The 24087-nt window shown below is 70.5% G+C and carries 21 protein-coding genes and 3 pseudogenes; 15 read left to right on the top strand and 9 right to left on the bottom strand.

What is annotated here, in order from left to right; genetic code table 11:
• Positions 1-71 precede the first annotated feature (71 nt).
• The 4 genes from ACWD26_RS22470 (at position 72) to ACWD26_RS22455 (ending at position 4110) form a co-directional block, all read left to right on the top strand.
• Positions 72-890: a VOC family protein gene (locus ACWD26_RS22470; RefSeq protein WP_451272655.1), complete on the top strand. Its 819-nt coding sequence runs from the start codon at positions 72-74 to the stop codon at positions 888-890.
• 220 nt (positions 891-1110) lie between these two features.
• Entirely contained in the window at positions 1111-2004 is an 894-nt protein-coding gene (locus tag ACWD26_RS22465; RefSeq protein ID WP_451272653.1) for an alpha/beta hydrolase, read from the top strand.
• A gap of 130 nt (positions 2005-2134) precedes the next feature.
• Positions 2135-3238: a YihY/virulence factor BrkB family protein gene (locus ACWD26_RS22460; protein WP_451272651.1), complete on the top strand. Its 1104-nt coding sequence runs from the start codon at positions 2135-2137 to the stop codon at positions 3236-3238.
• 149 nt (positions 3239-3387) lie between these two features.
• Positions 3388-4110, top strand: a complete 723-nt coding sequence (locus ACWD26_RS22455) for a VOC family protein (RefSeq protein ID WP_451272649.1) — start codon at positions 3388-3390, stop codon at positions 4108-4110.
• A 55-nt stretch (positions 4111-4165) separates the two neighbouring features.
• Here ACWD26_RS22455 and ACWD26_RS22450 read toward each other — a convergent pair whose 3' ends face one another.
• The 3 genes from ACWD26_RS22450 to ACWD26_RS22440 form a co-directional block, all read right to left on the bottom strand.
• Complete coding sequence (locus ACWD26_RS22450; protein ID WP_451272647.1) at positions 4166-5059, bottom strand: phosphorothioated DNA-binding restriction endonuclease; 894 nt, start codon at positions 5057-5059, stop codon at positions 4166-4168.
• Between the two features lie 95 nt (positions 5060-5154).
• Complete coding sequence (locus ACWD26_RS22445; RefSeq protein ID WP_451272645.1) at positions 5155-6402, bottom strand: MalY/PatB family protein; 1248 nt, start codon at positions 6400-6402, stop codon at positions 5155-5157.
• 178 nt (positions 6403-6580) lie between these two features.
• Entirely contained in the window at positions 6581-7762 is a 1182-nt protein-coding gene (locus tag ACWD26_RS22440) for a sensor histidine kinase (RefSeq protein ID WP_451272643.1), read from the bottom strand.
• Between the two features lie 148 nt (positions 7763-7910).
• Here ACWD26_RS22440 and ACWD26_RS22435 point away from each other — a divergent pair, with 148 nt between their 5' ends.
• On the top strand, positions 7911-8282 hold the full coding sequence (locus ACWD26_RS22435) for a DUF4333 domain-containing protein (RefSeq protein ID WP_451272641.1): 372 nt from the start codon (positions 7911-7913) through the stop codon (positions 8280-8282).
• 1 nt (position 8283) lies between these two features.
• Positions 8284-8355, top strand: a pseudogene (locus ACWD26_RS22430) (ABC transporter ATP-binding protein); the annotation flags it as partial.
• 38 nt (positions 8356-8393) lie between these two features.
• On the opposite strand, the gene ACWD26_RS22425 reads toward ACWD26_RS22430, so the two are convergent.
• On the bottom strand, positions 8394-9758 hold the full coding sequence (locus ACWD26_RS22425; protein ID WP_451272639.1) for a pyridoxal phosphate-dependent decarboxylase family protein: 1365 nt from the start codon (positions 9756-9758) through the stop codon (positions 8394-8396).
• 114 nt (positions 9759-9872) lie between these two features.
• On the opposite strand from ACWD26_RS22425, the gene ACWD26_RS22420 reads away from it, so the two are divergent.
• On the top strand, positions 9873-10364 hold the full coding sequence (locus ACWD26_RS22420; protein ID WP_451272637.1) for a MarR family winged helix-turn-helix transcriptional regulator: 492 nt from the start codon (positions 9873-9875) through the stop codon (positions 10362-10364).
• Between the two features lie 39 nt (positions 10365-10403).
• On the opposite strand, the pseudogene ACWD26_RS22415 reads toward ACWD26_RS22420, so the two are convergent.
• Positions 10404-10606 (bottom strand): annotated as a pseudogene (locus ACWD26_RS22415) (IS5-like element IS4811 family transposase); the annotation flags it as partial.
• A 26-nt stretch (positions 10607-10632) separates the two neighbouring features.
• Here ACWD26_RS22415 and ACWD26_RS22410 point away from each other — a divergent pair.
• From ACWD26_RS22410 to ACWD26_RS22385, 6 genes and pseudogenes are all read left to right on the top strand, one after another.
• Positions 10633-11010 (top strand): annotated as a pseudogene (locus tag ACWD26_RS22410) (FtsX-like permease family protein); the annotation flags it as partial.
• A 1-nt stretch (position 11011) separates the two neighbouring features.
• Entirely contained in the window at positions 11012-13276 is a 2265-nt protein-coding gene (locus ACWD26_RS22405) for an ATP-binding protein (protein ID WP_451272635.1), read from the top strand.
• A 76-nt stretch (positions 13277-13352) separates the two neighbouring features.
• Positions 13353-13550, top strand: a complete 198-nt coding sequence (locus ACWD26_RS22400; protein ID WP_451272633.1) for a ferredoxin — start codon at positions 13353-13355, stop codon at positions 13548-13550.
• A 5-nt stretch (positions 13551-13555) separates the two neighbouring features.
• Positions 13556-13720 carry a hypothetical protein gene (locus tag ACWD26_RS22395; RefSeq protein WP_451272631.1) on the top strand — a complete coding sequence of 55 codons (165 nt, stop codon included), beginning with the start codon at positions 13556-13558 and terminating at the stop codon, positions 13718-13720.
• Positions 13717-14676, top strand: coding sequence for an NAD(P)/FAD-dependent oxidoreductase (locus ACWD26_RS22390; RefSeq protein WP_451272629.1), 960 nt, complete (start codon positions 13717-13719; stop codon positions 14674-14676). Before ACWD26_RS22395 ends, ACWD26_RS22390 begins: the two co-directional genes overlap by 4 nt.
• A 56-nt stretch (positions 14677-14732) precedes the next feature.
• The gene (locus tag ACWD26_RS22385) at positions 14733-15914 is read left to right on the top strand and encodes a cytochrome P450 (RefSeq protein ID WP_451272627.1); all 1182 of its coding nucleotides are present in this window, start codon (positions 14733-14735) and stop codon (positions 15912-15914) included.
• Positions 15915-15935: 21 nt separating this feature from the next.
• Here the strand turns inward: ACWD26_RS22385 and ACWD26_RS22380 are convergent, their stop codons facing one another.
• From ACWD26_RS22380 to ACWD26_RS22365, 4 genes are all read right to left on the bottom strand, one after another.
• Positions 15936-16988 carry a LacI family DNA-binding transcriptional regulator gene (locus ACWD26_RS22380; RefSeq protein WP_451272625.1) on the bottom strand — a complete coding sequence of 351 codons (1053 nt, stop codon included), beginning with the start codon at positions 16986-16988 and terminating at the stop codon, positions 15936-15938.
• A gap of 75 nt (positions 16989-17063) precedes the next feature.
• Positions 17064-17900 carry an ATP-binding cassette domain-containing protein gene (locus tag ACWD26_RS22375; RefSeq protein WP_451272623.1) on the bottom strand — a complete coding sequence of 279 codons (837 nt, stop codon included), beginning with the start codon at positions 17898-17900 and terminating at the stop codon, positions 17064-17066.
• Entirely contained in the window at positions 17897-18910 is a 1014-nt protein-coding gene (locus tag ACWD26_RS22370; RefSeq protein WP_451272621.1) for an ABC transporter permease, read from the bottom strand. Before ACWD26_RS22370 ends, ACWD26_RS22375 begins: the two co-directional genes overlap by 4 nt.
• Positions 18911-19035: 125 nt before the next feature.
• The gene (locus tag ACWD26_RS22365; RefSeq protein ID WP_451272619.1) at positions 19036-20058 is read right to left on the bottom strand and encodes a substrate-binding domain-containing protein; all 1023 of its coding nucleotides are present in this window, start codon (positions 20056-20058) and stop codon (positions 19036-19038) included.
• A 250-nt stretch (positions 20059-20308) separates the two neighbouring features.
• Here ACWD26_RS22365 and ACWD26_RS22360 point away from each other — a divergent pair, with 250 nt between their 5' ends.
• Complete coding sequence (locus tag ACWD26_RS22360) at positions 20309-21271, top strand: carbohydrate kinase family protein (RefSeq protein WP_451272617.1); 963 nt, start codon at positions 20309-20311, stop codon at positions 21269-21271.
• A gap of 225 nt (positions 21272-21496) precedes the next feature.
• Entirely contained in the window at positions 21497-24058 is a 2562-nt protein-coding gene (locus ACWD26_RS22355) for a GH32 C-terminal domain-containing protein (RefSeq protein ID WP_451272615.1), read from the top strand.
• Positions 24059-24087: the final 29 nt, after the last annotated feature.

Below are 24087 nucleotides of genomic sequence, written 5' to 3'. Positions count from 1 at the left end.
CGGTGAGGGTGGGTGTCACGCTGAAATCGCAGGACGAAATCACAGGATCCGCGAATGCGAAGGGGTACCCCGTGATCACCACTGACCTGACTCCCGGCTCCCCCTGCTGGCTCGACCTCGGTGCCCCCGACGTGCCGGCCGCCGCGGCCTTCTACGGCGCGGTGCTCGGGTGGGAGTACGAGCCCATGAGCGACGAGGGCGGGGGCGAGGGGGAGGACATGGAAGGGGAAGGCGGAGCCTTCCGGAAGGACGGCAAGATCATCGGCGGGCTCGGCAAACTCACCGAGGAGGGCGCGCGGTCGGCCTGGATGATCTACTACGCCGTCGAGGACGCGGACGCCACGACCCAGGCCGTGGAGCGCGCGGGCGGCACGGTGCGGGTGGCACCGAGGGACCTCGGCGACTGGGGGCGGATGGCACAGTACAGCGACCCGCTGGGCGGCCAGTTCGCCGTCTGGCAGCCGGCGCAGAACCAGGGTTTCGAGCTGGCGGACGAGCCGGGCTCGCTGTCCTGGACCGAGCTGTACACGACGGACGCCGCGGCCGCCAAGGAGTTCTACGGCGGAGTCTTCGGCTGGCAGTTCGGCGAGATGCCCCTTCCGGGCGGTGGAGGCGCGTACACCCTGATCACGCCCGCCGGACTCCCCGAGGAGCGGATGCAGGGCGGCCTCATGCAGCTCCGCGAGGAGGACCTCGCGCTGGCGAACGGCCGGCCCTACTGGCACCCGGTCTTCGCCGTCACGGACTGTGACGCCGCGGTAGCCGCGGTCACCGAGAACGGTGGCAGTGTGCAGATGGGACCGGAGGACGCGGAAGGCGTCGGCCGCCTGGCCGTCTGCCTGGACCCGTCGAACGCGGACTTCGTGGTCCTCAGGCCCGCCCAGAGCTGACGCCTGCCCAAGCTGACCCCGCGGCTGACCCGCACAGACGCGGAGCCGGCCCTCAACACCCGGAGTTGACCCGCACCGAGCCGCCCCTCGCCGCCGGCTGACCCACGTCTGGAGCCGCCCCGCGAAACCCCGCCCGCGCTGACCGTTGCGCAAAACAGGATTGGCGTCCATTATCAGGAATCCTGTTAATGGAAAGTTGTAGCGACGGGCGGGACCGATCATGTCGTTCAGTGCCAGAATCCAGGCCAGAGGGGTTCAACTGCTGCTCAGCGGCGTCATGACCCGAGTCCACGAGGACCTGCGCTTCACCGACATCCCGAAGCGGACGGAGACCCTCCGGGTGGAGACCGGCGCCGGACCGGTGTCCTGCACCGTCTACCGCCCGCCGGCCGGCACGGCCACCCCCGCTCCCGTGTACGTCAACTTCCACGGCGGCGGCTTCGTCGTGGCCCGTCCCGAGCAGGACGACCACATCTGCCGCTACATAGCCGCCGAGGCGGGCTGCGTGGTGATCAACGTGGACTACGCCGTCGCCCCGCAGCGGACGTTCCCCGTCCCCGTCACGCAGGCGTACGACGTCACCGAGTGGATCGCCGAGAACGGCGCCGCGCACGACTGGGACGGCTCACGGGTCGCCGTGGGCGGACACAGCGCGGGGGCCAACCTGACCGCCGCCGTCTGTCGTACGGCCCGCGACCGAGGGACCTTCACACCCCGGCTCCAGATCATCGACTCCGCGCCGCTCGACCAGGTCGCCGACCCGGCCACCAAGCTCTCCCGCATCGCCAAGCCGCTGCTCGGCCCCCAGCTCATGCGGATCTTCACCGCCGCCTACGTCCCGGACCCGGCCGACCTCGCCGACCCCCTGGTCTCGCCCGGACTCGCCGACGACCTCGAAGGGCTGCCGCCCGCCCTCGTCATCACCGCCGAGAACGACCGCCTGCGCGACGAGGGCGACGCCTACGCCAAGGCCCTGGAGGCAGCGGGTGTCCCGGTCACCCACCACGTCTTCGAGGGCGTCGACCACTACTTCACCCACACCGGCCCGGTCCCGGCGGGCAAGGAGGCCATAGAACTGATGGCCACCACCCTGCGCACCGCCCTCGCCCCCTGACATCGCCCACTTCGACGGGTCCATGAGGTCCCTCGACGGCCGGCTCTGACCGGCGTCATCGCCGACACGACTGGCCGATATGTCCCGAATTGGCATGTATAGGTGGCGCCCCTTCGGATACCCGGGCGCCATGATGCGGACGTTGAAACGGCACGGAGCGCATGGAACGCATGGAGCGCATCGAAGGCACGGTGGGCACGGCGCCGACCACGAGGCCGGAGCCGAGACCGAGGCGGAGGCCGCGCGGTCCTCGCATGCCGGGCCGGACGAGCAGGTGGAGCGGCGGGCGCCGGACAGCCCGACGGACCTGCCCAAACGCTCCTGGGGAACGGTGCTCAAAGGCACCCTGAAGGAGTTCAAGAAGGACGAGCTGACCGACCGGGCGGCGGCGCTGACCTACTACGGGATCCTGGCGCTCTTCCCGGCTCTCCTGGCGCTGGTGTCCCTGCTCGGGATCGTCGGGCAGACGGCGACGCAGGAGGTGCTGGACAACATCCAGAAACTCGCCCCCGGCGCCGCGCGAGACGTCCTCACCAACGCCGTCCAGCAGATGCAGGGCAACGCCGGCCTCGGCTCCGTCATGGCGATCGTGGGCTTCGTGCTCGCGATCTGGTCGGCCTCCGGCTACGTCGCCGCGTTCATCAGGAGCTCGAACGCGGTGTACGACGTCCCCGAGGGGCGCCCGGTGTGGAAGGTACTGCCCGTCCGGGTCGGCGTGACGGTCGTCCTGATGGTCATGGCCGTGATCAGCGCGCTGATCGTGGTGTTCACCGGCGGCCTCGCACAGGAGGTCGGCACCGCGCTCGGCGTCGGCGACACGGCGCTCACCGTGTGGTCCATCGCGAAGTGGCCGGTGCTGGTGCTCCTGGTCACCATGATGATCGCGATCCTGTACTGGGCCACACCGAACGCGAAGGTCCGCGGCTTCCGCTGGATCACACCGGGCAGCTTCCTCGCCCTGCTGATCTGGATGCTCGCCTCGGCCGGCTTCGCGTTCTACGTGGCGAACTTCGGCTCCTACAACAAGACCTACGGCACGCTCGCCGGTGTGATCGTGTTCCTGGTGTGGCTGTGGATCACCAACCTGGCGGTCCTGCTGGGTCTGGAGTTCGACGCGGAGCTCGCGCGCCAGCGCGCCATCGCGGGCGGCCACCCGCCGGATGAGGAGCCGTACGTCGAGCCCCGCGACACCAGCAAGTGGGACGAGGAGGACCGCCGCCGTCTCGAATCCTGAGCCGGCTGCTGCCGATTATTCGGGTGCGGGCTACGTCGGCCCACCCCTAGGCTCGCGTTCCCAGGACTGGGCCGGCGGGAGCCCGCCCGCGCACCGCGCTGCGGCCGAAGCGACAGTCGTCGGTCAGCGCATCGACGATTGGCGGGGGAATGACGTCTCACCTGTTCGCGGTCTGCTTCGACGCGAGCGAGCCGCAGGCACTCGCACGGTTCTGGTCCGGGGTCCTGGACCGGGAGCTGGTCGACGATCCGCGCGACGGCGTCATGCTCCTGCCCGGCGACGACACCGGCTTCCGTATCCGTTTCGTTCCGGCCCGGCAGGCGAAGACCGTCCCCAACCGGATGCACTTCGATCTGACGAGTACGTCCCTGGAGGACCAGCAGCAGACGGTGGCCAGGGCGCTGGCACTCGGCGCACGCCACATCGACATCGGCCAACGCCCCGAGGAGGGGCACGTGGTGCTCGCCGACCCCGACGGCAACGAGTTCTGCGTCGTCGGGCCGGGCAACAAGTTCCTCGCCGACTGCGGATTCATCGGGGCGCTGGCCTGCGACGGTTCGCAGGAGGTCGGGTACTTCTGGAGTGCGGCGCTCGGTTGGCCGCTGGTCTGGGACCAGGACCAGGAGACCGCGATCCGCTCCCCGCACGGCGGCACGAAGATCACGTGGGGCGGCCCCCCGGTGCTGCCGAAGTCAGCCGATGAGCGGGTGCGTTTCGACCTCGCTCCACCTGCCCACGCCGACCGGCAGACAGAGATCGACCGTCTCGTCTCCCTCGGGGCGACCCGCGTCGGCACCGGTCAGACCGAGGACGGCCGGGTCGTGCTGGCCGACCCCGACGGCATCGAGTTCGGTCTGCTCACGCCCCGTTGAACCGGGCGAGGTCAGGAGAGCGGCCGGGCCCGGTGGCAGGGAAGCGGCAGTTCCGTCAGCCGACGGTGGCGGGACGTGGGGTGCCCTGGAAGACCTGACGGGTGTGCCAGGCGAGGTGGTCGGCCGCGATGGGGCGTGTGCCCGGCTGGGGGCCCACGAGCGGTCGCCCCGCGAGCGCTACGACATGGTCGCGGGCAGCGGGGCTGTGGCCGACGAAGCGCTGCGAGACGAGAATCCGGTGCCCCTCCCCGACCCCGAGGACGCCCTTGTCGAAGAGCTTGTGATGCAGCGAGCACAGGCACAGCCCGTTGTCGACGACGTCCGGTCCTCCGAAGGCCCACCAGCGCACGTGCGCGGCTTCCAGCCCGACAGGCGTCACCCCGATCCTGCCGTCGTAGCCGCAGAACGCGCACCGGTACTCGTAGGCGGTCAGCACCAGATCGCGCATGCGCCTGTCCCGCTGCCGCCCCACGGTCACGAGGTGCACGGTCTTGGCCGGCTCCAGTTCCAGCCCGGCGGCTTCGCACAACTCGGTGTGGAGGGAGGGCGGGAAATGCAGGTCGAGCAGCAACCGCGCCATCCGGCCCAGCAGTTCGGGTTCACGTCGCAGCGCGGTTCGGAGTTCCGGCGCGAGCCGCCCGGTGGCACCCGTTTCCCGCAGATCGCGTACCCCGCTCCCGGGGCTGCCGTGCCCGAGGTCGGTGCGCACTTCCCACACACCGTCACTGATCAGATGGTGGAACGGGTAGGCGGGCGTCGTCCTGTGGGGCGGGCCGTACTCGTTCAGCAGACGCTGCAGGTCCCCCTCCACCAGGCTGTACCGCAGCTCGCCGTCGGGGTCCCGCTGGAACCGGCCGAGGGCGTGGAGGAGCAGCAGCGGCTTGTGCGGAGCACGCGTTCCGTTCCTGCTCCACTGCCTGAGTCCCGCGATCCGCTCCAGCCAGTCCATGGTCGATGATCGTAGTGAGGTACCGCCGGTGATGGACCGGTGACGGTGACTGGCTGATCGGCATGGGTATGGGCCCCGACCTGTACCACACCGCCTCACAGACCGGCGACGGCCGTGGTCAGCCGTCGTATCGCTTCGTCGACCGTGGAGCGTGGGCAGCCCAGATTCACCCGCATGTAGCCGTGGCCCTCGATCCCGAACTTCTGGCCCTTGTCCAGCCACAGGCGCGCCGTGGTGAGCAGGAACGAGTCGAGGGCCTCCGCGTCCATTCCCAGGCCCCGGCAGTCCATCCACGCCAGGTACAGGGAGTCGGCCGGCAGCACCCGCACCTTCGAGGTGGCGCCGTTGACCGCCTTCGCGAAGTGCTCGTGGTTGCCGCGCAGGTAGGTGAGCAGCTCTTCGAGCCAGGGCTCACCGTGGGTGTAGGCCGCCTCGGCCGCGACCGCCCCCAGCGTGTTGACCAGGGGGAACAGGTTGCGCTCGTACTGCCGGGCCAGTTCCTCGCGCAGCCCGCGGTGGGGGACGAAGACGTTCGCGCACTGCAGTCCGGGGAGGTTGAACGTCTTGCTCGGAGCCGTGCAGGTGATGCTGTTCCGGGCGAACTCCTCGCCGAGGGAGGCGAACGGGACGTGCTTCTTGGCGGGGTTGATGATCAGGTCCTGGTGGATCTCGTCGGAGACGACCAGGACGCCGTGCCGGGCGCAGATCTCGCCCATCGTCGTCAGCTCCTCCTCCGACCAGACATTGCCTGTCGGGTTGTGGGGATGGCTGAGTATGAACAGCTTGGTGTCCGGCCGTATGGCGGCTTCGAACGCCCGGGCGTCGAAGCGGTAGCCGTCCTCGGTGCGTTCCAGGGGTGCGAAGGCGAGCCGGCGTCCGTTGAGCAGGACGTCGTCGTGGAAGTGCACGTACACCGGAGGCTGGATCAGCACCGAGTCGCCGGGCGAGGAGAAGGCCTGCACCACGGTCTTGAGCGTGGTGATGATGCCGGCGGTCTGGAGCACCCACTCCCGCGATGTCTCCCAGCCGAACCGCCGGGCCTGCCAGCCGGTCACGGCGTCGAGGTAGCTGTCGGTCGCACCTCCGGGATACCCGAAGACACCGTGGTCCACGGCTTCGTGGAGGGCGTCGATCACGGCCTGGGGCGCCTTGAAGTCGGTGTCGGCGACCCACATCGGGAGCGGGTCGGCGGCCGCCTCGTCCGGAGCGAGGAAATCCCCGGCGCGGGACCACTTCATGGAGTTGGAGTGCTTCCGGTCGACGACCTCGTCGAAGACCGAGTCCTGCGGGCCGCCGGTGGAGTCCGGTGGGGTCGTGGGGAAGATGGGGGAGTCGCTGGTCATATCGGGATGCTAACCAGGACGGGCGGCGACGAGTTCGCGCGTTCTGCCCGTATCGGCGGACGGCGCCATTCGCGGCTACAGCGCTCTCGTCGACGGTGCGGCCTGGGATCTACGGGCTCGGCTCTTTCCCCGGCCGACCACCACGTGAGCTGCCGCTCAGGGGCTCCGCAGGCGGACCTCAGGATCTCCCCGCCGGAAACACCGCCCCTACCTCCCACCCGGCGCCACCCCGCGGGCCGGCGTGCAGTTCGCCGCCCAGTGCGGTCACGCGCTCCTTCAGGCCGACGAGGCCGAAGCCGCCGCCGTGCGCCGCCGGCGGGAGCTGGGTGCCGCCCCGGCCGTCGTCCGCCACCGACACCGCCAGGCGGCCGGCGTCGTCCCACAGGCGGACCTCGATGTGCGCGGCGTCGGCCGCGTGGCGACGGATGTTGGTCAGCGCCTCCTGGACGACCCGGAAGGCTGCGGCCTGCACCTCGTGGGGGAACTGGTCGGACACGGCGGGGTCACGGTGGAGGACGACCTGCTGGCCCGGCGTCGCGAAGCCCTCGATCAGTTCGGCGATGCCGTTCAGGTCGCCGACGGGGCGGCGGTCGGCCGCCTCCTCCCCGGTGTCGCGCAGCACGCCGACCGTACGGCGCATCGAGGCGAGGGCCTCGGTCGCGGCGCGTTCGATGCCGGCCAGGACAGGGTCCAGCTCCCGCGGCTGCGTGGTGGCCATCATGCGGGCGACCTGGGTCTGCACGAGGATGCCGGTGACATGGTGGGCGACGAAGTCGTGCAGGTCGGCCGCGATGGCGAGGCGTTCGCTGCGACGGGTCTCGGTGACGGCGACGGTGCGGCGGTAGTCCATGGAGCGCAGATAGCCCGCGAGTCCGGCGATGAGGCCGATCAGCAGCAGACCGACCATCGCCAGGCCGAACACGTCATCACTCGGCGACACGTCGCCGCGTACCGGCAGGGTGAGGAGCGCGCCCGCGTCGAGGGTGCCGCACACCATGGCCCAGCGCGGAGGGCAGTGCCGCACCGCGACGAAGAGCAGGCTCAGCAGGATCAGGATCTCGCCCGGGCCGAACACGAGCGGCCCCCGGATCAGGAGCGACGCGGCCGTGAGGAGGCCGGTGGCGAGAGCCGGCACGGCCGTGCGCACCTGCGGCGTGAGCCACTCGGGCCGCCGCCCGGCCGGCCACAGCACGGCGGCCAGCCCGACGAGCACCACGGCCAGGGTCGGCCAGACGGGGCCCGCCAGCGGCAGGACGCTCGTTCCGTCGGCGCCCGCGTAGAGAACGTCGACGACCGACGCGGCCAGCAGGAGGCCGACGGCGAAGCCACGGGCGCAGCCCCGGGCGGAAACGGAGTTCATGCCGAGCACCGTAGGGCAGCCCCCGGAGCGCGGGATCGGCCGAACGGTCGAGTGACCGGTCCACGATCCCGACCGTTCGGCCGAGGCGCGCGCCCGGGCCCCCGGGCGAAGGTGGGGCCCCATCCTCACCGGACGTCAGGAGTACACGATGCGGCGCAGCACATTCCTCGTCGGTGTCGTCGGCGGTGCGACCGCCGTGGTCGCGTTGGGCGGCCTCGCCACGTATCTGCTCTCCGGCACCGAGTCGACCACCGGGCTCGACGAGCACAACACGGTGTCGGTCGACGGCCACCAGGCACTCGCGGCGAACATCGTCGAGGGCCGCACCGAGGGCAAGTACCACCCGCTGCCCTGGATCGGGGAGAAGCTCTCCGGAGTCACCTGCCCGACCGGCCTCAAGGCCGTCGCCGGAACCACTCTCACCTGCGCCGGAACGAACAGCGACGGCGAACGTGTCGAGATCCCCGTCCGCGTGACCAAGGCCGACGCCAAGACGGTCACCTGGAAGTTCGAGCGCTGACTTCGTCTTCCAGTTCGGCCAGCTGCTGACGGAGCTGCCCGCCGAGGAGAACGTGGCCCTGCCTCTGATGCTGGGTTGTTCCGTTTGTTCTCCGGGGCTGGTGTGGCGGGGTCAGCGGGCCTGGGTCAGCTGCTCGACCCGGTTGTGCAGGTGTTGGACATGGTGTTCGGATTCCGGCTTCATCAGGACGCTGCGGAGGATCCGGGCGCCGTCGGTGTCTGCTGTGATCTTCGGGTGGCGGGCGGTGAACCCTTCGTGGCCTGCTTTGAGGGTGCTGAGGTAGATGGGGTCTGAGCTGGTCATGCCGTCGGCGAGGACGCGGGCGGAGGCTGCGTCGATGCCGGTGAGGGTCGCGGGGGCGACAGCGGGGAAGTAGGTGACGATGTCCAACTGCGGTGGCTGGTAGAGCTCCAGGACGTCGGACGCCTCGATCAGGTCCGCCCACTTCAGGGCCGCTCGCCGACCGGCTGCCAGGACCTGGCCCAGGCCGTCGAGGGTGGGCGGCAGGAGTTGGAGGGTGAGCCACAAGGCGGCCGCGGAGGCGCCGGCGCGGGAGCATTCCAGGCTGATCTCGCCGAGGTGGAGCTCGGTGGAGGTGAAATAGGTGTAGGGCGAGTCGTGAAGGTAGAAGCGGCCCACCTCGGGGTCGCGGAAGAGGACGGCTCCGCAGCCGTAGGGCTGCAGGCCGTGCTTGTGCGGGTCGACGACGACCGAGTCGGCCCGCGCGATGGCCCGCCAGGGCTCGGGCGGAAGCCCCTCGGGGCTGTCGGCACCGGCCAGGAGCGTGAAGAAGCCGCCGTACGCGGCGTCGACGTGGATGCGGACGCCGTACCGTTCGGCCAACGGCAGCACGTCGTGGACGGGGTCGACGGCGCCCAGTCCGGTGGTGCCGGTGGTGAGGACGACGGTGCCCACCTGTCCGGTGCGCAGTACGTCCTCCAGCGAGTCGAGGTCCAGGCGGCCTTGGCTGTCGGCGCGGACGGGGTGGCTCGTCAGGCCCAGGACGTGGCACATACGGCCGTGGGTGTAGTGGGCTTCGGCGCTGTGGGCGATACCGCGGCCGGGGTGGAGTTCTCGGGCGACGAAGAGGGCTTCGAGGTTGGCGATCGTGCCGCTGGTGGTGAGGTGGCCGAGGTGGGTGTCGTAACCGAACATGGTGGCGAGCTGCGCGACGACCTCGCGCTCCATCACGGCGGTTGCGGGGCCGCCGTCCAGGGCGTGGTTGTTGGGGTTGATCAGCATGGCGGTGAGGTAACCGACTACCGCGGCGGGGTGCGGGGGCTTGAGCATCTGGCCCGCGTAGCGCGGGTGGAAGAAGGGGTAGTTGTCCTGCAGTCTCCCGGTGAACTCCGCGAAGACCGAGGCGAACCGGTCGTCGTCCACGTGGAGGGACGGGTGCTGCTGGTAGGGGCCGAAGGTGTCGGCCCAGTTCTGTATCGCGTGGGTGGCTCGGCCGAGCCAGTGCTGCAGATCCACTGATCTCCTCTCGGTCGTGGTGTGCGACCACCATAGGATTTAATTGACGAGTCAGCAATTGATTGTTCAGCAATTGAGATGGCAGTAGGTGCGGGGGCAGTAGACTTGGCGGCGATGAACCCCACACCTCAGCACACCGAGGAGGCCGTCGCCCGCGCCGCCAACAGCCGGCTGGTGCGGGATTTCGGCCTCCTGATCAAGTCCGCCACCCGCCTCGAGCAGCGCATCGACAGCGCGCTGCGACGCGAGTGCGGGATCAGCCACACCATGCTGGAGGTGCTGATACGGCTCTGCCGCCGGCCTGGCGAGGAGGTCTCCCAGCGGCAGCTGGCCGACGACCTGACCCTCACCAGCAGTGGCACCACCCGCCTGATCGACCGCATGGAAGAAGCCGGCCTGGTCCGCCGCGTCCCGTCCCCCGAAGACCGGAGGGTGGTCCTGGTGGAACCGACCGCCGAGGGACGTACGGCGTTCCTGCGTGCGGCGGCCGTCCACGCCGAGGTGGTGGAGAAGTACTTCGTCAAGCCACTGGCAGCCGACGACTACGCGCAGTTGACCGGCGCACTGAGCGAGATCGACAAGGCACTTCGCGAAGACACCCGGTGAGAGAACCCGTCAGGGAATTGCCTGGAGGACCTGACCGGTCGACTGGGTGAGGCGGCGGGGCATCAGGGTGTGGCGGCCCAGGTGATCGGGGCCTCGCTGTGCTGCGGGAGGCGTTCGTGGTCGCGGACCGGGCAGCGGGCGTGCGTGATCCAGCCCAGGCTCCGCATCACGACCCAGCGCCGGGGTAGGACGACGAATCCGGTCGCGTCCTTGGGCCGGGAGACCGCACGAATCGTCAGGTGCGGCAGCGGCAGCCCTTTCGTGTCCAGTCCAGACGGGCCTGCTGGTCGGCGGCACACTGATGACGGTGCTGATCGCCGCCGGCATGCTGGTGTCCCAGATCGAGCAACTGTGGGAGCGCAGGCGCCTGTTGTCGGTCCTGGTGGCGTTCGGTACACGACGCTCCACACTGGCCTGGTCGGTGCTGTGGCAGACGGCCGTCCCGGTTTTCGTCAGAACTGTGCTCGCTTCCGCGGGCGGCCTGGCGCTGGGCCGTGTGATGCTCGACATGGTGGGAAAGCCGGCCCAGGACTGGTGGGTCTTCCTGCCCTGCACGGGGGTCGCCGTGGGGCTGGTCCTCCTCGTGACCGTCAGCCTGCCGCCGCGAGGGCTTGCCGCCGACCGACAGGTTTCCTTAGCGTTGTGACGTGAGCAGCGCGCGCGTGGGAAACCTGCCGGCGGCCTTCACCACGTTCGTGGGCAGGCGGGCGGACATGGCCGAGATCCGTCGCCGACTGGGCGCGGCGCGGCTGCTGACGCTCACCGGAGTGGGCGGGGTGGGCAAGACGCGCCTGGCGCTGGAGGTCGCGGCGGCCGCGCACAAGGGCTTCGCCGACGGCGTGTGGCTGGTGGACCTGGCCCCGGTGCGGGAACCGGCGGCAGTCGCGGGAGTCACCGCTACCGCCCTCGGAATCCCCGATCTCTCCGCCCGGCCCGTCGTCGAGCAACTCGTGGATCATCTGGCCGAGCGCCAGTGCCTGATCGTCCTCGACAACTGCGAGCATCTGGTCGACGCCTGCGCCGGCCTGGTGGACGCGCTGCTGTCGGCCGCTCCCGAACTGCGCGTCCTGGCGACCAGCCGGCAGACTCTCGGCATCTCCGGCGAGCACGTCTTCACCGTCGCACCCCTGTCCGTACCGGACGAGGCGGTGCGACTGCTGCGGGACCGGGCGGTCGCGAGCCGGCCGGAGTTCGAGGTCACCGATGCCAACCGGGCCGCCGTGACCCGGCTCTGCACGCGTCTGGACGGGCTGCCGCTGGCGATCGAACTGGCCGCCTCCCGGCTGCGCACCCTCACGGTCGAGCAGGTGACCGAGCGGCTGGAGGACCGCTTCGCCCTGCTCACCGGCGGCAGCCGGGCCGCCCGGCCCCGGCAGCGCACCCTGCGCGCGTTGATCGACTGGAGCTATGAACTGTGCACCCCGGCCGAGCGGCTGCTGTGGAACCGGCTGTCGGTGTTCGCGGGCGGGTTCGGCCTGGACGCGGCGGAGGGCGTGGGGGCCGGGGACGGCATCGAGCGCCGCGAGATCCTGGACCTCCTCGACCGGCTGGTGGCCCAGTCCGTGGTGCTCATCAACGAGCGCGAGGGACAGCCGCGCTACTGGATGCTGGAGACGATCCGCGAGTACGGCAAGGAACGGCTCGACGAGTCCGGCGAGGAGGAGCGGGTTCGGGCCCGGCACGGCGACTTCTACCTCCGCCTCACGGAGGGGATCGCCGACGGCTGGTACGGCCCCGGTCAGGAGGAGGGCCTGGCACGGCTGCGCGCCGAACACGGAAACCTCCGCGCGACGCTGGAGCACAGCGAGCCGCAGACCGCGCTGGCGCTGGTCACCGCGCTGCGCTTCCACTGGTGTGCCGACGGGTTCCTCGGTGAGGGCCGCCGGTGGCTCGACCGTGCCCTCGGGGCGGCCCCCGAGCCCACCGTGGCCCGGGCCAGGGCGCTGTGGGTGGCCGCGTGGGCGGCGCTGCTCCAAGCCGATCACCCGGCGGCGGACCGGTTCCTGGCCGAGGCCGGAGCGCTGGGCGCCGCGCTGGACGATGCCGTGGTGTCCGCCTACGTCGAGGGCTTCCGGGGTACCTCGGCCCTCTTCCGGGGGCACCTCACCGAGGCCGTGTCCCACTACCAGCGGGCGGTGGCCGCACACGACGCGGCCGGCGACAGCCCGGGCGCCCTGTTCTCCCTCTTCCAGCTGGCCGTGGCGCAGGCCCACACCGCCGACCCGCGCGCCGAGCGGACCGGCCGGCAGGTGGTGGCGACCGCCGAGGCTCACGGGGAGCGGTGGATCCGCTCGTACGCGCTGTGGGCGCTGGGCCATGAGGCCTGGGTGCGGGGCGATCCGGAGTCCGGAGCGGCGCTGACGCGGGACGGGCTGGACATCCAGCAGGGATTCGACGACTACGTCGGTACGGCGTTGATGATGGAGCTGCTGGCCTGGATCACCGCCTCCCGTGGTGATCACCAGCGGGCCGCGCGTCTGCTCGGGGCGGTCCGGTCCCTGTGGCGGCACGTCGGCACCACCATCGCGGCGTTCGGCCCCCATCTCGCCGAACGGCACGACCGGTGTGAGCGGTCGGTGGCGGGAAGCCTGGGCGAGGATGTGTACCGGGCGGCGCTCACCGAGGGAGAGAAGCACGACCGGCCGGTGCGGGCGATCGCCTACGCGCTGGGCACCCTGCCGGAGTCGGCGCCCGTGACCGCGGCGTCCGGGGCCGGCCCGCTGACCCGCCGCGAGCGCGAGGTGGCCGCGCTGGTGGCGCAGGGGATGAGCAACCGGAGGATCGCCGCCGCGCTGGTGCTGTCCCCGCGCACCGTGGACGGTCACGTGGAGCACATCCTGGCCAAGCTGGGCTTCAACTCCCGTACGCAGATCGCTGCCTGGGTGGCGGAGCACCAGGTACCCACCCCGTAGGAGCCGGGGAAAATCAGGTACCCACCCCGTAATTCCCCCCATGGTTCCCGGCGGGCCCCGCGCCGATGGTGGCCACATGGTGCACATCGAAGTGGACGAGGGCCGCTGTGACGGCTTCGGATTCTGCGAACAGGCCGCGCCCGAGGTCTTCGGCCTCGACGACGAGGGCGTCGTCACCGTCCTGCTGGACGACATCCCGGACGCGTTGGCCGAGAAGGCCGAGGCGGCCACCCGGGCCTGCCCGGTGGCGGCGTTGCGGATCGGCCGAAGGTGAAGCCGGTGAAGTCGGCGAGGCAGATGAGGGCGGTCGTGGTCGGCGGCTCGCTCGCCGGGGTGACCGCCGTGGACGAACTGAGGCGGCGGGGATGGGACGGTGCGATCACCCTCGTCGGTGACGAGCCGCAGGCCGCGTACGCCCGCCGCCGCTGTCCAAGGGGGTGTTGAAGGGAAGCGAGGACGCCGACTCGGTCGCGCTCCCGGAACTCGGCGGCGACATCGAGGTGCTGAGCGGCGTGCGCGCCACCGGCCTGGACACGGACGCACGCCGGGTGCGGGTCGAAGGCGGGGAGGAGATCCCGTACGACAAGCTCGTGATCGCCACCGGCGCGCGGGCCCGCACACTGGGTGACCACGCGCTCGTCCTGCGCACGCTGGACGACGCCCTGCGCCTGCGCAGCCAACTGACCACTGCTCGCAGCCTGTTGGTGATCGGCGGCGGCTTCCTGGGTATGGAGATCGCCTCCGTCGCCGCCGAACTCGGACTCCACGTCACCGTCGTCGACGTACGCGTCCCGTTCGTGACGACTCTGGGCCCCTTCCTCGCCGTGCTGTTCGAGGCAGCCGCGCGGGAACGGGGTGTGCGGATCGTCGTCGCCCCCGACGGCGTGACCCCGCTGCCGCACGGCGCCCGGCTCGCCGACGGCACACGCCTGGAGGCCGATCTCGTCGTCACCGCCGTCGGCTGCCGGCCCAACACCGACTGGCTGGAGGACTCCGGCGTGTCCCTGTTGGGCGGGGTCGTCGTCGACGAACGCTGCCGTACGACCGTCCCGGACGTCGTCGCCGTCGGCGACGTCGCCGCCTTCCCCACCGGCGACGGCCGCTTCCGGCGCACCCCGCACTGGGACGCCGCGATCGGCCAGGCCCGGGCCGGCGCCGCGGCCCTGCTGCTCGGCGACGAGGCACGGCCGTACACCTCACGGCCGTACTTCTGGACCGAGGCGTTCGGCCTGGCGATCAAGCTCGCCGGAGATCTGCCCGCGGCCGGGGAGCCGACCGTGCTGAAAGGGTCACCGGCCGAGCGCCGCGCGCTGCTCCGCTGGGACCACCCCACCCGTCCGGTCGCCGCGGCCCTCAACCACCGCATCCCGGTCGCCCGCCTACGGGCGCTCGCCGTCTGACACGGCACACCCATCGCTTCCCACCATCACGTTCCCGACGGTCGAAGGAGATCGCCATGACCACCACGACCCCCCTCAGCTCCGACGTCGACCTCTTCAGCGACGAGGTGCTCGCCGACCCCTACCCGTACTACAGGCAACTGCGTGACCTGGGCCCGGCCGTCCATCTGTCGCGCCACGGCCTGTGGTTCGTCTCCCGCTACGAGCAGGTGCGTTCGGCCCTCGGTGACTGGGAGACCTTCTCCTCGGGTCAGGGCATCGGCCTCAACGCCGGCTTCAACGACGCCTGGGCCAGCGCCCTGATCAACCTGGACCCGCCCGCGCAGACCGAGCAGCGCAAGCTGTTCACCGACCGGCTCTCGCCGCGCGCGCTGCGTCCGCTCGCCGAGGACATCGACCGCCGGGCCGAGCGACTCGCCGACGAGCTGATGGAGCGCGGTTCCTTCGACGCGGTCACGGACCTGGCCCAGAACCTGCCCGTACACGTGATCATGGACCTGATCGGCTGGCCCGAGGAGGGCCGGGACCAGCTGCTCGACATGGCCGCCGGCTGGTTCGACTCCGCCGGACCGCTGTGCCCGCGTACAGCCGCCTCGGTACCGCGGGTCGAGGCCCTCATGGGCTACCTGGCCGAGGTCGTGGCGACGGAGACCCTGGTACCCGGCGGCTTCGGCTGGACCGTGCTGGAGGCACACAAGGCGGGGCGAATTCCGGTCGAGGGCGCGATCGGACTGCTCGCGGGCTATGTGGTGGCCGCCTTCGACACGACCATCAGCACCATCTCCAACGGCGTCTGGCTGCTGGCCCGCCACCCCGGACAGTGGGACCTGCTGCGCTCGGACCCGTCCCTGGTGCCCTCGGCGTTCAACGAGATCGTCCGCATCGAGAGCCCCATCCAGGTCTTCTCCCGGGCCACCACCCGCGAGGTGGACCTCGGTGAGGGAGCACTGATCCCGTCCGGCGCCCGCGTGTTGCACGGCTACGGCGCCGCCAACCGCGACGAACGCCACTTCCCCGACCCCGACCGGTTCGACGTCACGCGCAACCCCGTCGACCACCTCGGCTTCGGCTACGGCAACCACGCCTGCGCCGGCCAGGGCCTGGCACGTCTCGAAGTCCACGCCGTCCTCAAGGCCCTGACCGCCCGAGCCGAGCGGATCGAACTCACCGGTGAACCGGTCCGAGCGCTGAACAACATCACCCGGGGCTTCCGGAGCCTGCCGGTGCGCGTCAACTGAGGCAAGCGAACGTTCGACGCGCTACTCGGTGCCGAGGCCGGGAGTCGTCTTCTGCAGGACAGGGGCGGGGTGTTCGCCCGAGCCCCGGACGATCAGCCGTGTGGGGACCGTGATGGTGCGGGCGCGGGAGCGGTCGCCGTCGAGGCGGTCCAGGGCCGCGGTGGCCGCCGTTCGCCCGATCTCCTCGGGGTCCTGGGCGACGACGGTCAGGGCCGGTTCGAGGGCGTCGGCGAGGGCCACGTCGTCGAAGGCGACGACGGCGACGTCCTTGCGGCCGCCGCGGGCGAGTTCGGTGACGATGCCCAGCGCGACGATGTTGTTGCCGGCGAACAGGGCGGTGGGGGGATCGGCCAGGCCCAGCAGTTGGGCGGTGGCGGCGGAGGCCCCGTGCTGATCGTGGGCATTGGTGACCAGCGAGCGGTCTGCGGGGAGACCGGCTTCCTGCAGGGCGGAGCGGTAGCCGGCCAGACGCTCCCGGCGGGTGTAGAGCCTGGTGGGCAGGTCACCGATGAACCCGATGCGCCGGTGGCCGTGCGCGATCAGATGGGCCACGCCGTCGTGGGCCCCCGTGCGGTTGGTGCTGACGACGCTGTCCGTGGACAGGCCCACTCCCGGGCGGTCGAGGAAGACGACGGGCAGACCGGCGGCGCGCTGGGACTTGAGGTGGGAGTGGTCGGCGCCGACGGACGGCACGACCATCAGGATGCTGACGCGACGGGCGAGGAACTTGTCCGTCAGCGCGCGTTCGCGGTCCGGGTCGTCGGCGGAGGAGCCCATGAGCAGGGTCAGGCCGCGGTCGCGGACGGTGTCCTCGATGCTGCTGGCCACGGCTCCGAAGAAGGGGTTGCCGAGGTCGGGGATGACCAGCCCGATGGTGGTGTCGGGTCCGCCGACACGGATGTTGCGGGCCATGAGGTTCGGCTGGAAGCCCAGCTTGGCCACGGCGGCGAGCACCTGTTCCCTGGTCTGTGCCGAGGCGGGCCCGTCTTCGTTCAGGACGCGGGAGACGGTCTTGGCGCTGACCCCCACTTCTCGGGCGACGTCGGCCAGGGTGGGGCGGCGGTTCGCTGCCATGGAGGAACGGTCTCCTGTGCTCGTCGGTTCCGGCCTCGGCCTCGGCCGGAACCTGTGAGTGCTTCGGTCCTGTCGTCAGGTGGCCTGGACTCCCGCGGCCTTCGCCGCCTCGGAATCCGCTACGACAGTATCTCCGGCCGCGTCCACGGTGAGCGCGCCGGTCATGATGGCGACGACCTCCGCCATGGAGTAGTCGGAGGGCTTGATCACGGCGGCGCGGCGGCCCAGCCGGTGGACGTGGATCCGGTCGGCGATCTCGAAGACGTGCGGCATGTTGTGGCTGATCAGGACGACCGGCATGCCCCTGTCGCGGACGCGGCGGATGAGGTCCAGGACCTGCCCGGACTCCTTGACGCCGAGGGCGGCGGTCGGCTCGTCCATGACGACGACGCTGCGCGCCCAGGCCACGGACCGGGCGACCGCGACGGCCTGTCGCTGCCCGCCGGAAAGGGTCTCGACCGACTGCGTGAGCGAGCGCAGACCGATCTTCAGGTCGGCCATGTGCTCGGCGGCCTCCTCGCGCATCCGCTTCTTGTCCAGCATGCGGAAGACACTGCCGAGGACGCCGGGGCGGCGCAGCTCGCGTCCGAGGAACATGTTCGAGGCGATGTCCATCGAGGCGGCCACGGCGAGGTCCTGATAGACCGTCTCGATGCCGTGGGCGCGCGCACTTTGCGGCCCGGAGAACTGGATCGGCTTGCCGTCCAGTCGTATCTCGCCCGCGTCGGGGACCAGCGCACCGGTGAGGGCCTTGATCAGACTGGTCTTGCCGGCTCCGTTGTCGCCGATGACGGCGAGGACCTCGCCGGGCAGCAGGTCGAAGTCGGCGCCGTCGATGGCGGTGACATGGCCGTAGCGCTTGACCAGACCGCGGGCCTGCAGCACGGGGGTGGGGGAGGAGGTGGTGGTCATCGGGCCTTCTTCCGGGAGAGCTGGTCGACGGTCACCGCGAGGATCACCAGGACTCCGGTGATCAGGGTCTGGTAGATGGAGGCGACGCCCATCAGCTGCAGGCCGTTGCGGAAGACACCGACGATGAGGACACCGATGAAGGTGCCCAGGACCGAGCCGCGTCCACCGAAGAGGCTGGTGCCGCCGAGGACCACGGCGGTGATGCTGTCGAGGTTGTCGGTCTGGCCGGCCTGGGGGTCACCGACGCCGGTACGGGAGATGAGCAGCAGGGCGGCGATGCCGTAGAGGAGGCCGGCCACGGTGTAGATGCCGATGGTCAGGCGGGAGGTGCGGATGCCGTTCAGGCGCGCGGCCTCCTGGCTGTTGCCCAGGGCGTACACGTGTCGGCCCCACCCGGTGCTGCTCAGCGCGTAGGCGAAGAGGAGGAACAGCGCGATGGTGACCAGGGAGCCGTAGGTGATGTCGGTGTTGCCGAGCGGGAAGGTCTGCCCGAGGGCCGTCAGCGGGCCGGGCAGGTTGGTGACCGTCTGCTCCTCGGAGTAGATGTGGGTCAGCGCGAAGGCCACGTTGAGCATGCCGAGGGTGACGATGAACGGCGGCAGCGGGATCTTCTGCACCAGCAGACCGTTGAGCAGCCCGAAACCGCCGCAGACGACCAGGCCCAGGGCGATGGCGGCGAGCGGGGGCAGGGAGCCCTCGGCGGCCATCTTGGCGATCATGATGCTGCCGAAGGCCATCACGGCACCGCACGACAGGTCGATGCCCGCGGTGAGGATGATCAGGGTCTGTCCGATGGCGAGGGTGCCGACGACCATGACCTGCTGCACGATCAGCGAGAAGTTGCCGCCCGTGAGGAACTGGTCGGTCGAGAGGGAGAAGAAGGCGCAGGCCAGGAGGAGGGCGACCAGGGGGCCGGTGGTCGGTGCCGTGAGCAGTCTGCGGGCTGTGGTCGGTGCCTTGAGCTCGGCGTACGGCGAGGACGTGCCCGGGGGCGTGGTCGTGGCTGTCATGCGAAGTCCTTGTCGGAAGACAGAAGTCCTGGTGGGAGGACGGGAGGGGCGGCCGTCCCCGGGCGGGGAGGAGGAGACGGCCGCCCCGCCGAGGGGGTGTCGAACGGCGGCTCGGGGGCGGCGGCTCAGCCCCAGCAGTTCTCCAGGCCGTAGGCGGTGTCCTTGGACGTGACCCCGTCCTGCGCCTTGTCGGTGATCAGGGTGACGCCGGTGTCGGTGTAACCGGAGGCCTTCTTGCCGTCCTTGGCGTACGTCACGACGGCCTTGACGCCCTCGGCGGCCATCTTCAGCGGGTACTGCTGCGACGTGGCGGCGATCTTGCCGTCCTTGACCGCCTGGGTCCCGGTGCAGCCGCCGTCGACGGAGACGATCAGGACGTCCTTCTCCCGGCCCTTGGCCTTGAGCGCGGTGTACGCGCCCAGCGCGGCCGGCTCGTTGATCGTGTAGACGACGTTGATGTCGGGCTCCTTCTGGAGGCAGTTCTCCATCGCCGTCTGGCCCTTGGCCTGGTCGCCGCCGGTGTCCTGGGAGCAGACGACGGAGGGGTCGCCCTCCTTGATGCCGAAGCCCTTGAGGAACCCGTTGTGCCGCTGGATGCCGACGGACACACCCGGCGCGAGGTCGAGGGTGGCTATCTTGGCGGACTTGCCCTGCATGGCGGCCTTGGCGTACTCGCCGATCAGCTCGCCGGCCTTGAGGTTGTCGGTGGCGAAGAGGGCGTCGACGGCGCTCTCCGGCTCGGTCGGCGTGTCCAGGGCGATGACCAGGACGCCCTTGGCCTTCGCCTTCTCGATCGCGGGCACGATGGCCTTGGAGTCGCTCGGCGTGATCAGGATGCCCTTCACTCCGGCGGCGACCATGTTCTCGATGGCCGTGACCTGACCGGCGTTGTCGCCGTCGAACTTGCCGGCCGCGGTCATGAGCTCGACGCCCTCGGCCTTGGCGGACTTCTCCGCGCCCTCCTTCATCTTCACGAAGAACGGGTTGGTGTCGGTCTTGGTGATCAGGCCGACCTTGACCTCGCCCGAACCGGAGCCGGCGGACGTCGATCCGGAGCCGGATCCGCAGGCCGTCAGCGTGAGGGCCGCGATGCCCGCGACAGCGGCTGCTCTGAGGAGGGAGGAGGACGGACGAGTGGTGCGAGACATGATCGACTCCTGTGGGATAGCCAGCGGCACGGGGCCGGATCCAGAGCATCCGCCCGAGGTGTCATCGTTGACTTATGTCATCGTTGACACCGCATGGCGAGGATGATGGACTCCGTCTCCCGGAAACGTCAATGCCCCGCACCCGTCACAAATCGGCAACGCGAGCGGCCCCCGCCCCTCCGTAGCCGTCCGGCGGCCGTGCCGCGACGCGTCCGGATTCGCCCCTACGTTCGTGAGAGAAGAGCAGCCCATGAGCCCGCGTCAGATCACCGTCCTGGGGGAGTGCGTCGCGGACGCGTTCACCGAACCCGCGAGCACCTCGAACGAACTCGCCCTGCGTGTGCTGCCGGGCGGCGGACCCGCGAACACGGCAGTGGCCCTCGCCCGCCTCGGCACCCCGGCCCGCTTCCTCGCGCGCCTGTCCGGCGACGTGTTCGGCCGTCTGTTCCGCGCCCACCTGGAGGCGTCGGGGGTCGACCTGTCGTCCGCCGTCGCGGCGGCGGAGCCCAGCACACTGGCCGTGGCGGAACTGGACCCCCAGGGGCAGGCGGCGTTCTCCTTCCACGCGCAGAACACGGCCGACTGGCAGTGGACCGCCGAGGAGTTGGCGCGCGTGGACCTGTCCGAGGCGGCCTGTGTGCACACCGGGTCCCTGGCCCTGGTCCGGGAGCCGGGCGCGGCGGTGGTGGAGGACTTCCTGGCGACGGCCGCTCCGCGGGCCACCATCAGCATCGATCCCAATGTCCGGCCGCTGCTGGTGCGTCCCGAGGTCTACCGCGCCAGGCTGTCGCACTGGTGCGCCCTCGCGGACGTGCTGCGGCTGAGCGAGGACGACCTGGCGCTCCTCCTGCCCGGGACGACGCCCGAGAAGGCGTGCGACGTCTGGCACGCGGCAGGGGCGCGGCTCGTCGTGATCACGCGCGGCGCCGAGGGCGCCCTGGCCTCGCTCGACGGGGAGCGGGTGCGGGTGCCCGCGGTCACCACACGGGTGGCCGACACGGTGGGCGCGGGGGACTCCTTCACCGCCGGCCTGCTGCACCACTTCGGCACCCGCGGACTCCTCGGCGGCCGACTGACCGACCTCGGTCTCGGCGATGTCGAGGAAGCCTGTCTGTTCGCCGCTCGGGTCGCGGCTCTGACCTGCTCGGTTCCCGGCCCCAATCCGCCGTGGCAGAGCCAGTTGGCGCAGCTCGCGACCGCCGACGGCGCCTGACGGCCGGGGCGGGCCGCACCGGGGAATCCAGCCCGCGCCGTTGACGTACGGGCCGGACTGCGCCCATCATCGGGCCACTCGATGTCATCGATGACACAAGTCAACGATGACACCCCTGGCGCGAGGCGTGGACGACGTCGCCGACCAGGGGCCTCACTTCGGTCCGTCCGTTCACGCGAGGGCCGCAGGCCTCGCCGCGGGGACGGCCGCAGCACAGGAGACCGCATGAGTTCTGGACGTGTATCCCGGCATGCCCGCGCCCGGCTGACGGCGGCGGTGGCGACCGTCTGCGCCCTGTCCGCGACCCCGCTCGCCCCCCAGGCCGTCGCCGCCGACACCCCGCCGTACTCCGAGACCTATCGCCCCCAGTTCCACTTCACCCCGGAGAAGAACTGGATGAACGACCCCAACGGCCTCGTGTACTACAGGGGCGAGTACCACCTCTTCTACCAGTACAACCCCAACGGCAACTCGTGGGGCGACGTGTCCTGGGGGCACGCGGTGAGCAAGGACCTGGTGCACTGGAAGGAACTGCCGCTCGCCCTGTCGCACGACGCCGAGGAGATGGTCTTCTCGGGCAGTGCCGTCGTGGACTGGAACAACACCACGGGTTTCGGCACGAAGAAGAACCCGCCGATGGTGGCGATCTACACCAGCGCCTACAAGAACGGCGGCAAGCAGGCCCAGTCGCTCGCCTACAGCACCGACCGCGGCCGCACCTGGACCAAGTACCAGGGCAACCCCGTCCTCGACATCGGTTCCACCGAGTTCCGCGACCCCAAGGTCCAGTGGTACGCGCCCACCAGAAGTTGGCTGATGACGGTGTCGCTGTCCACCGAGCACAAGGTGCGGTTCTACTCCTCCAAGAACCTCAAGGACTGGAGCCTGCTCAGCGAGTTCGGGCCGGCCGGTGCGACGGGCGGCGTGTGGGAGTGCCCCGACCTGTTCCCGCTCGCGGTCGACGGCGACGAGAACAACATCAAGTGGGTCCTGGTCGTCAACATCAACCCCGGTGGCATAGCCGGTGGTTCGGCAGCCCAGTACTTCATCGGCGACTTCGACGGCAGGAAGTTCACCGCCGATGACAAGGGCACCTACACCCCGCCCACCGGCACGGTCATGCAGGACTTCGAGGGCACCGACTTCGGTACGTGGACGACCACCGGCACCGCGTTCGGCGACGCACCCGCGGCCGGGGCGCTGGCCGGGCAGGGGACCGTCGAGGGCTTCGACGGCAAGGGCCACGCCAACAGCTTCCACTCGGGTGACGGCACCACCGGCACCCTCACCTCACCCGAATTCACCGTCAACAGCCCCTACCTGAACTTCAAGATCGGCGGCGGACGGCACCCGCACGAGGCCGGAACCGTCATGGAGCAGGGACCGCCGCCCGCAGGCACGGTCCTCGCCGACTTCGAAGGCGGCACCTACGGAGACTGGACGAAGACCGGAGACGCCTTCGGCACCGCCCCGGCCACCGGCACCCTCCCCAACCAGCAAGAGGTCTCTGGATTCCTGGGCGAGGGCCTGGTCAACACCTACCTGAACGGCGACTCCACCACCGGCACCCTCACCTCACCCGAATTCACCATCGACAAGAACCACATCAACTTCCTCATCGGCGGCGGGAACCACCCCGCCGGCTCCGACAACCCCACCGCCCTCGAACTCCTCGTCGACGGCCAGGTGGTGCGCAGCGCCACCGGAAAGGACGCCGAGGCGCTCAACTGGGCTTCCTGGGACGTCGGCGACCTCGTTGGCACGAAGGCGCAGATCAGGATCGTCGACGACAACACCGGCGGCTGGGGCCACCTCAACGTCGACCACCTCATGCTGTCCGACACCCGGGCCCGGCCGGTCTCCCAGGAGACGTCCGTCAACCTGGTTGTCGACGGCCAGGTCGTCCGCAGTGCCACCGGCGCCAACAGCGAGACCCTGGACTGGGCCTCCTTCGACATGCGTCCCTACCTCGGCAAGGAGGCGCGGATCCAAATCGTCGACATGAACAAGGCCGGCTGGGGCCACATCCTCGCCGACCGGTTCACCGCCGCCGACAAGCCCGCCCTCTCCGTCGTGCAGCGCGCCGACTGGGCCGACTACGGCAAGGACTACTACGCGGCGGTGTCCTGGGAGAACGCCCCGGGCGGCAAGCGGTACATGGTCGGCTGGATGAACAACTGGGACTACAGCGGCGCCGTCCCCACCTCCCCGTGGCGCGGCGCGCAGAGCGTCCCCCGCGAGATGGCCCTGCGCACCGTCGACGGCCGCGTCCGGCTGACCAGCGAGCCGGTGGACAGCCTGACCTCCCTGCGGCAAAAGCCCCCGGCGTCCGCGACCGGAATCACCGTCAAGAACACCTCACAGCCCCTGATCGGCCCCGCCGCCCGGGGCAAGGCGCTCGACATCGAGGCGACCTTCTCCCTCAAGGACGCCGAGCGGTTCGGCCTGAAGGTCCGTACCGGCGCCGGGGGAGAGGAGACCGTCATCGGGTACGACACCACGACGCAAGAGCTGTACGTCGACCGCACCCGCTCCGGCGCCGTGGACTTCAACAGCACCTTCCCCGGCGTCCAGCGCGCACCGCTGAAGGCCGAGAACGGCAAGGTGAAGCTGCGGATCCTCGTCGACTGGTCGTCCGTCGAGGTCTTCGGCGGCAGTGGCGAGGCCGTGATCACCGACCAGATCTTCCCCGACCCCGACAGCCAGGGTGTGCGGGTCTTCGCCGAGAACGGCTCGGTGAAGCTGGACCGGGCCCGCGTCTGGCACGTCGGCTCCGCCCATGACTGACGTCGGCTCCGCCCATGACTGACGTCGGC

Source organism: Streptomyces sp. NPDC002787 (genome assembly GCF_053592095.1).
Note: the sequence above shows the minus strand (reverse complement) of the source record. Positions and strands in the feature narration are given on the sequence as shown.

Coding starts and splice junctions, on each gene's coding strand:
- ACWD26_RS22465 (WP_451272653.1), top strand. CDS start 1,111: ATGTCGTTCAGTGCCAGAATCCAGGCCAGAGGGGTTCAACTGCTGCTC.
- ACWD26_RS22460 (WP_451272651.1), top strand. CDS start 2,135: ATGATGCGGACGTTGAAACGGCACGGAGCGCATGGAACGCATGGAGCG.
- ACWD26_RS22455 (WP_451272649.1), top strand. CDS start 3,388: ATGACGTCTCACCTGTTCGCGGTCTGCTTCGACGCGAGCGAGCCGCAG.
- ACWD26_RS22450 (WP_451272647.1), bottom strand. CDS start 5,059: ATGGACTGGCTGGAGCGGATCGCGGGACTCAGGCAGTGGAGCAGGAAC.
- ACWD26_RS22445 (WP_451272645.1), bottom strand. CDS start 6,402: ATGACCAGCGACTCCCCCATCTTCCCCACGACCCCACCGGACTCCACC.
- ACWD26_RS22440 (WP_451272643.1), bottom strand. CDS start 7,762: ATGAACTCCGTTTCCGCCCGGGGCTGCGCCCGTGGCTTCGCCGTCGGC.
- ACWD26_RS22435 (WP_451272641.1), top strand. CDS start 7,911: ATGCGGCGCAGCACATTCCTCGTCGGTGTCGTCGGCGGTGCGACCGCC.
- ACWD26_RS22420 (WP_451272637.1), top strand. CDS start 9,873: ATGAACCCCACACCTCAGCACACCGAGGAGGCCGTCGCCCGCGCCGCC.
- ACWD26_RS22400 (WP_451272633.1), top strand. CDS start 13,353: ATGGTGCACATCGAAGTGGACGAGGGCCGCTGTGACGGCTTCGGATTC.
- ACWD26_RS22385 (WP_451272627.1), top strand. CDS start 14,733: ATGACCACCACGACCCCCCTCAGCTCCGACGTCGACCTCTTCAGCGAC.
- ACWD26_RS22380 (WP_451272625.1), bottom strand. CDS start 16,988: ATGGCAGCGAACCGCCGCCCCACCCTGGCCGACGTCGCCCGAGAAGTG.
- ACWD26_RS22375 (WP_451272623.1), bottom strand. CDS start 17,900: ATGACCACCACCTCCTCCCCCACCCCCGTGCTGCAGGCCCGCGGTCTG.
- ACWD26_RS22370 (WP_451272621.1), bottom strand. CDS start 18,910: ATGACAGCCACGACCACGCCCCCGGGCACGTCCTCGCCGTACGCCGAG.
- ACWD26_RS22365 (WP_451272619.1), bottom strand. CDS start 20,058: ATGTCTCGCACCACTCGTCCGTCCTCCTCCCTCCTCAGAGCAGCCGCT.
- ACWD26_RS22360 (WP_451272617.1), top strand. CDS start 20,309: ATGAGCCCGCGTCAGATCACCGTCCTGGGGGAGTGCGTCGCGGACGCG.
- ACWD26_RS22355 (WP_451272615.1), top strand. CDS start 21,497: ATGAGTTCTGGACGTGTATCCCGGCATGCCCGCGCCCGGCTGACGGCG.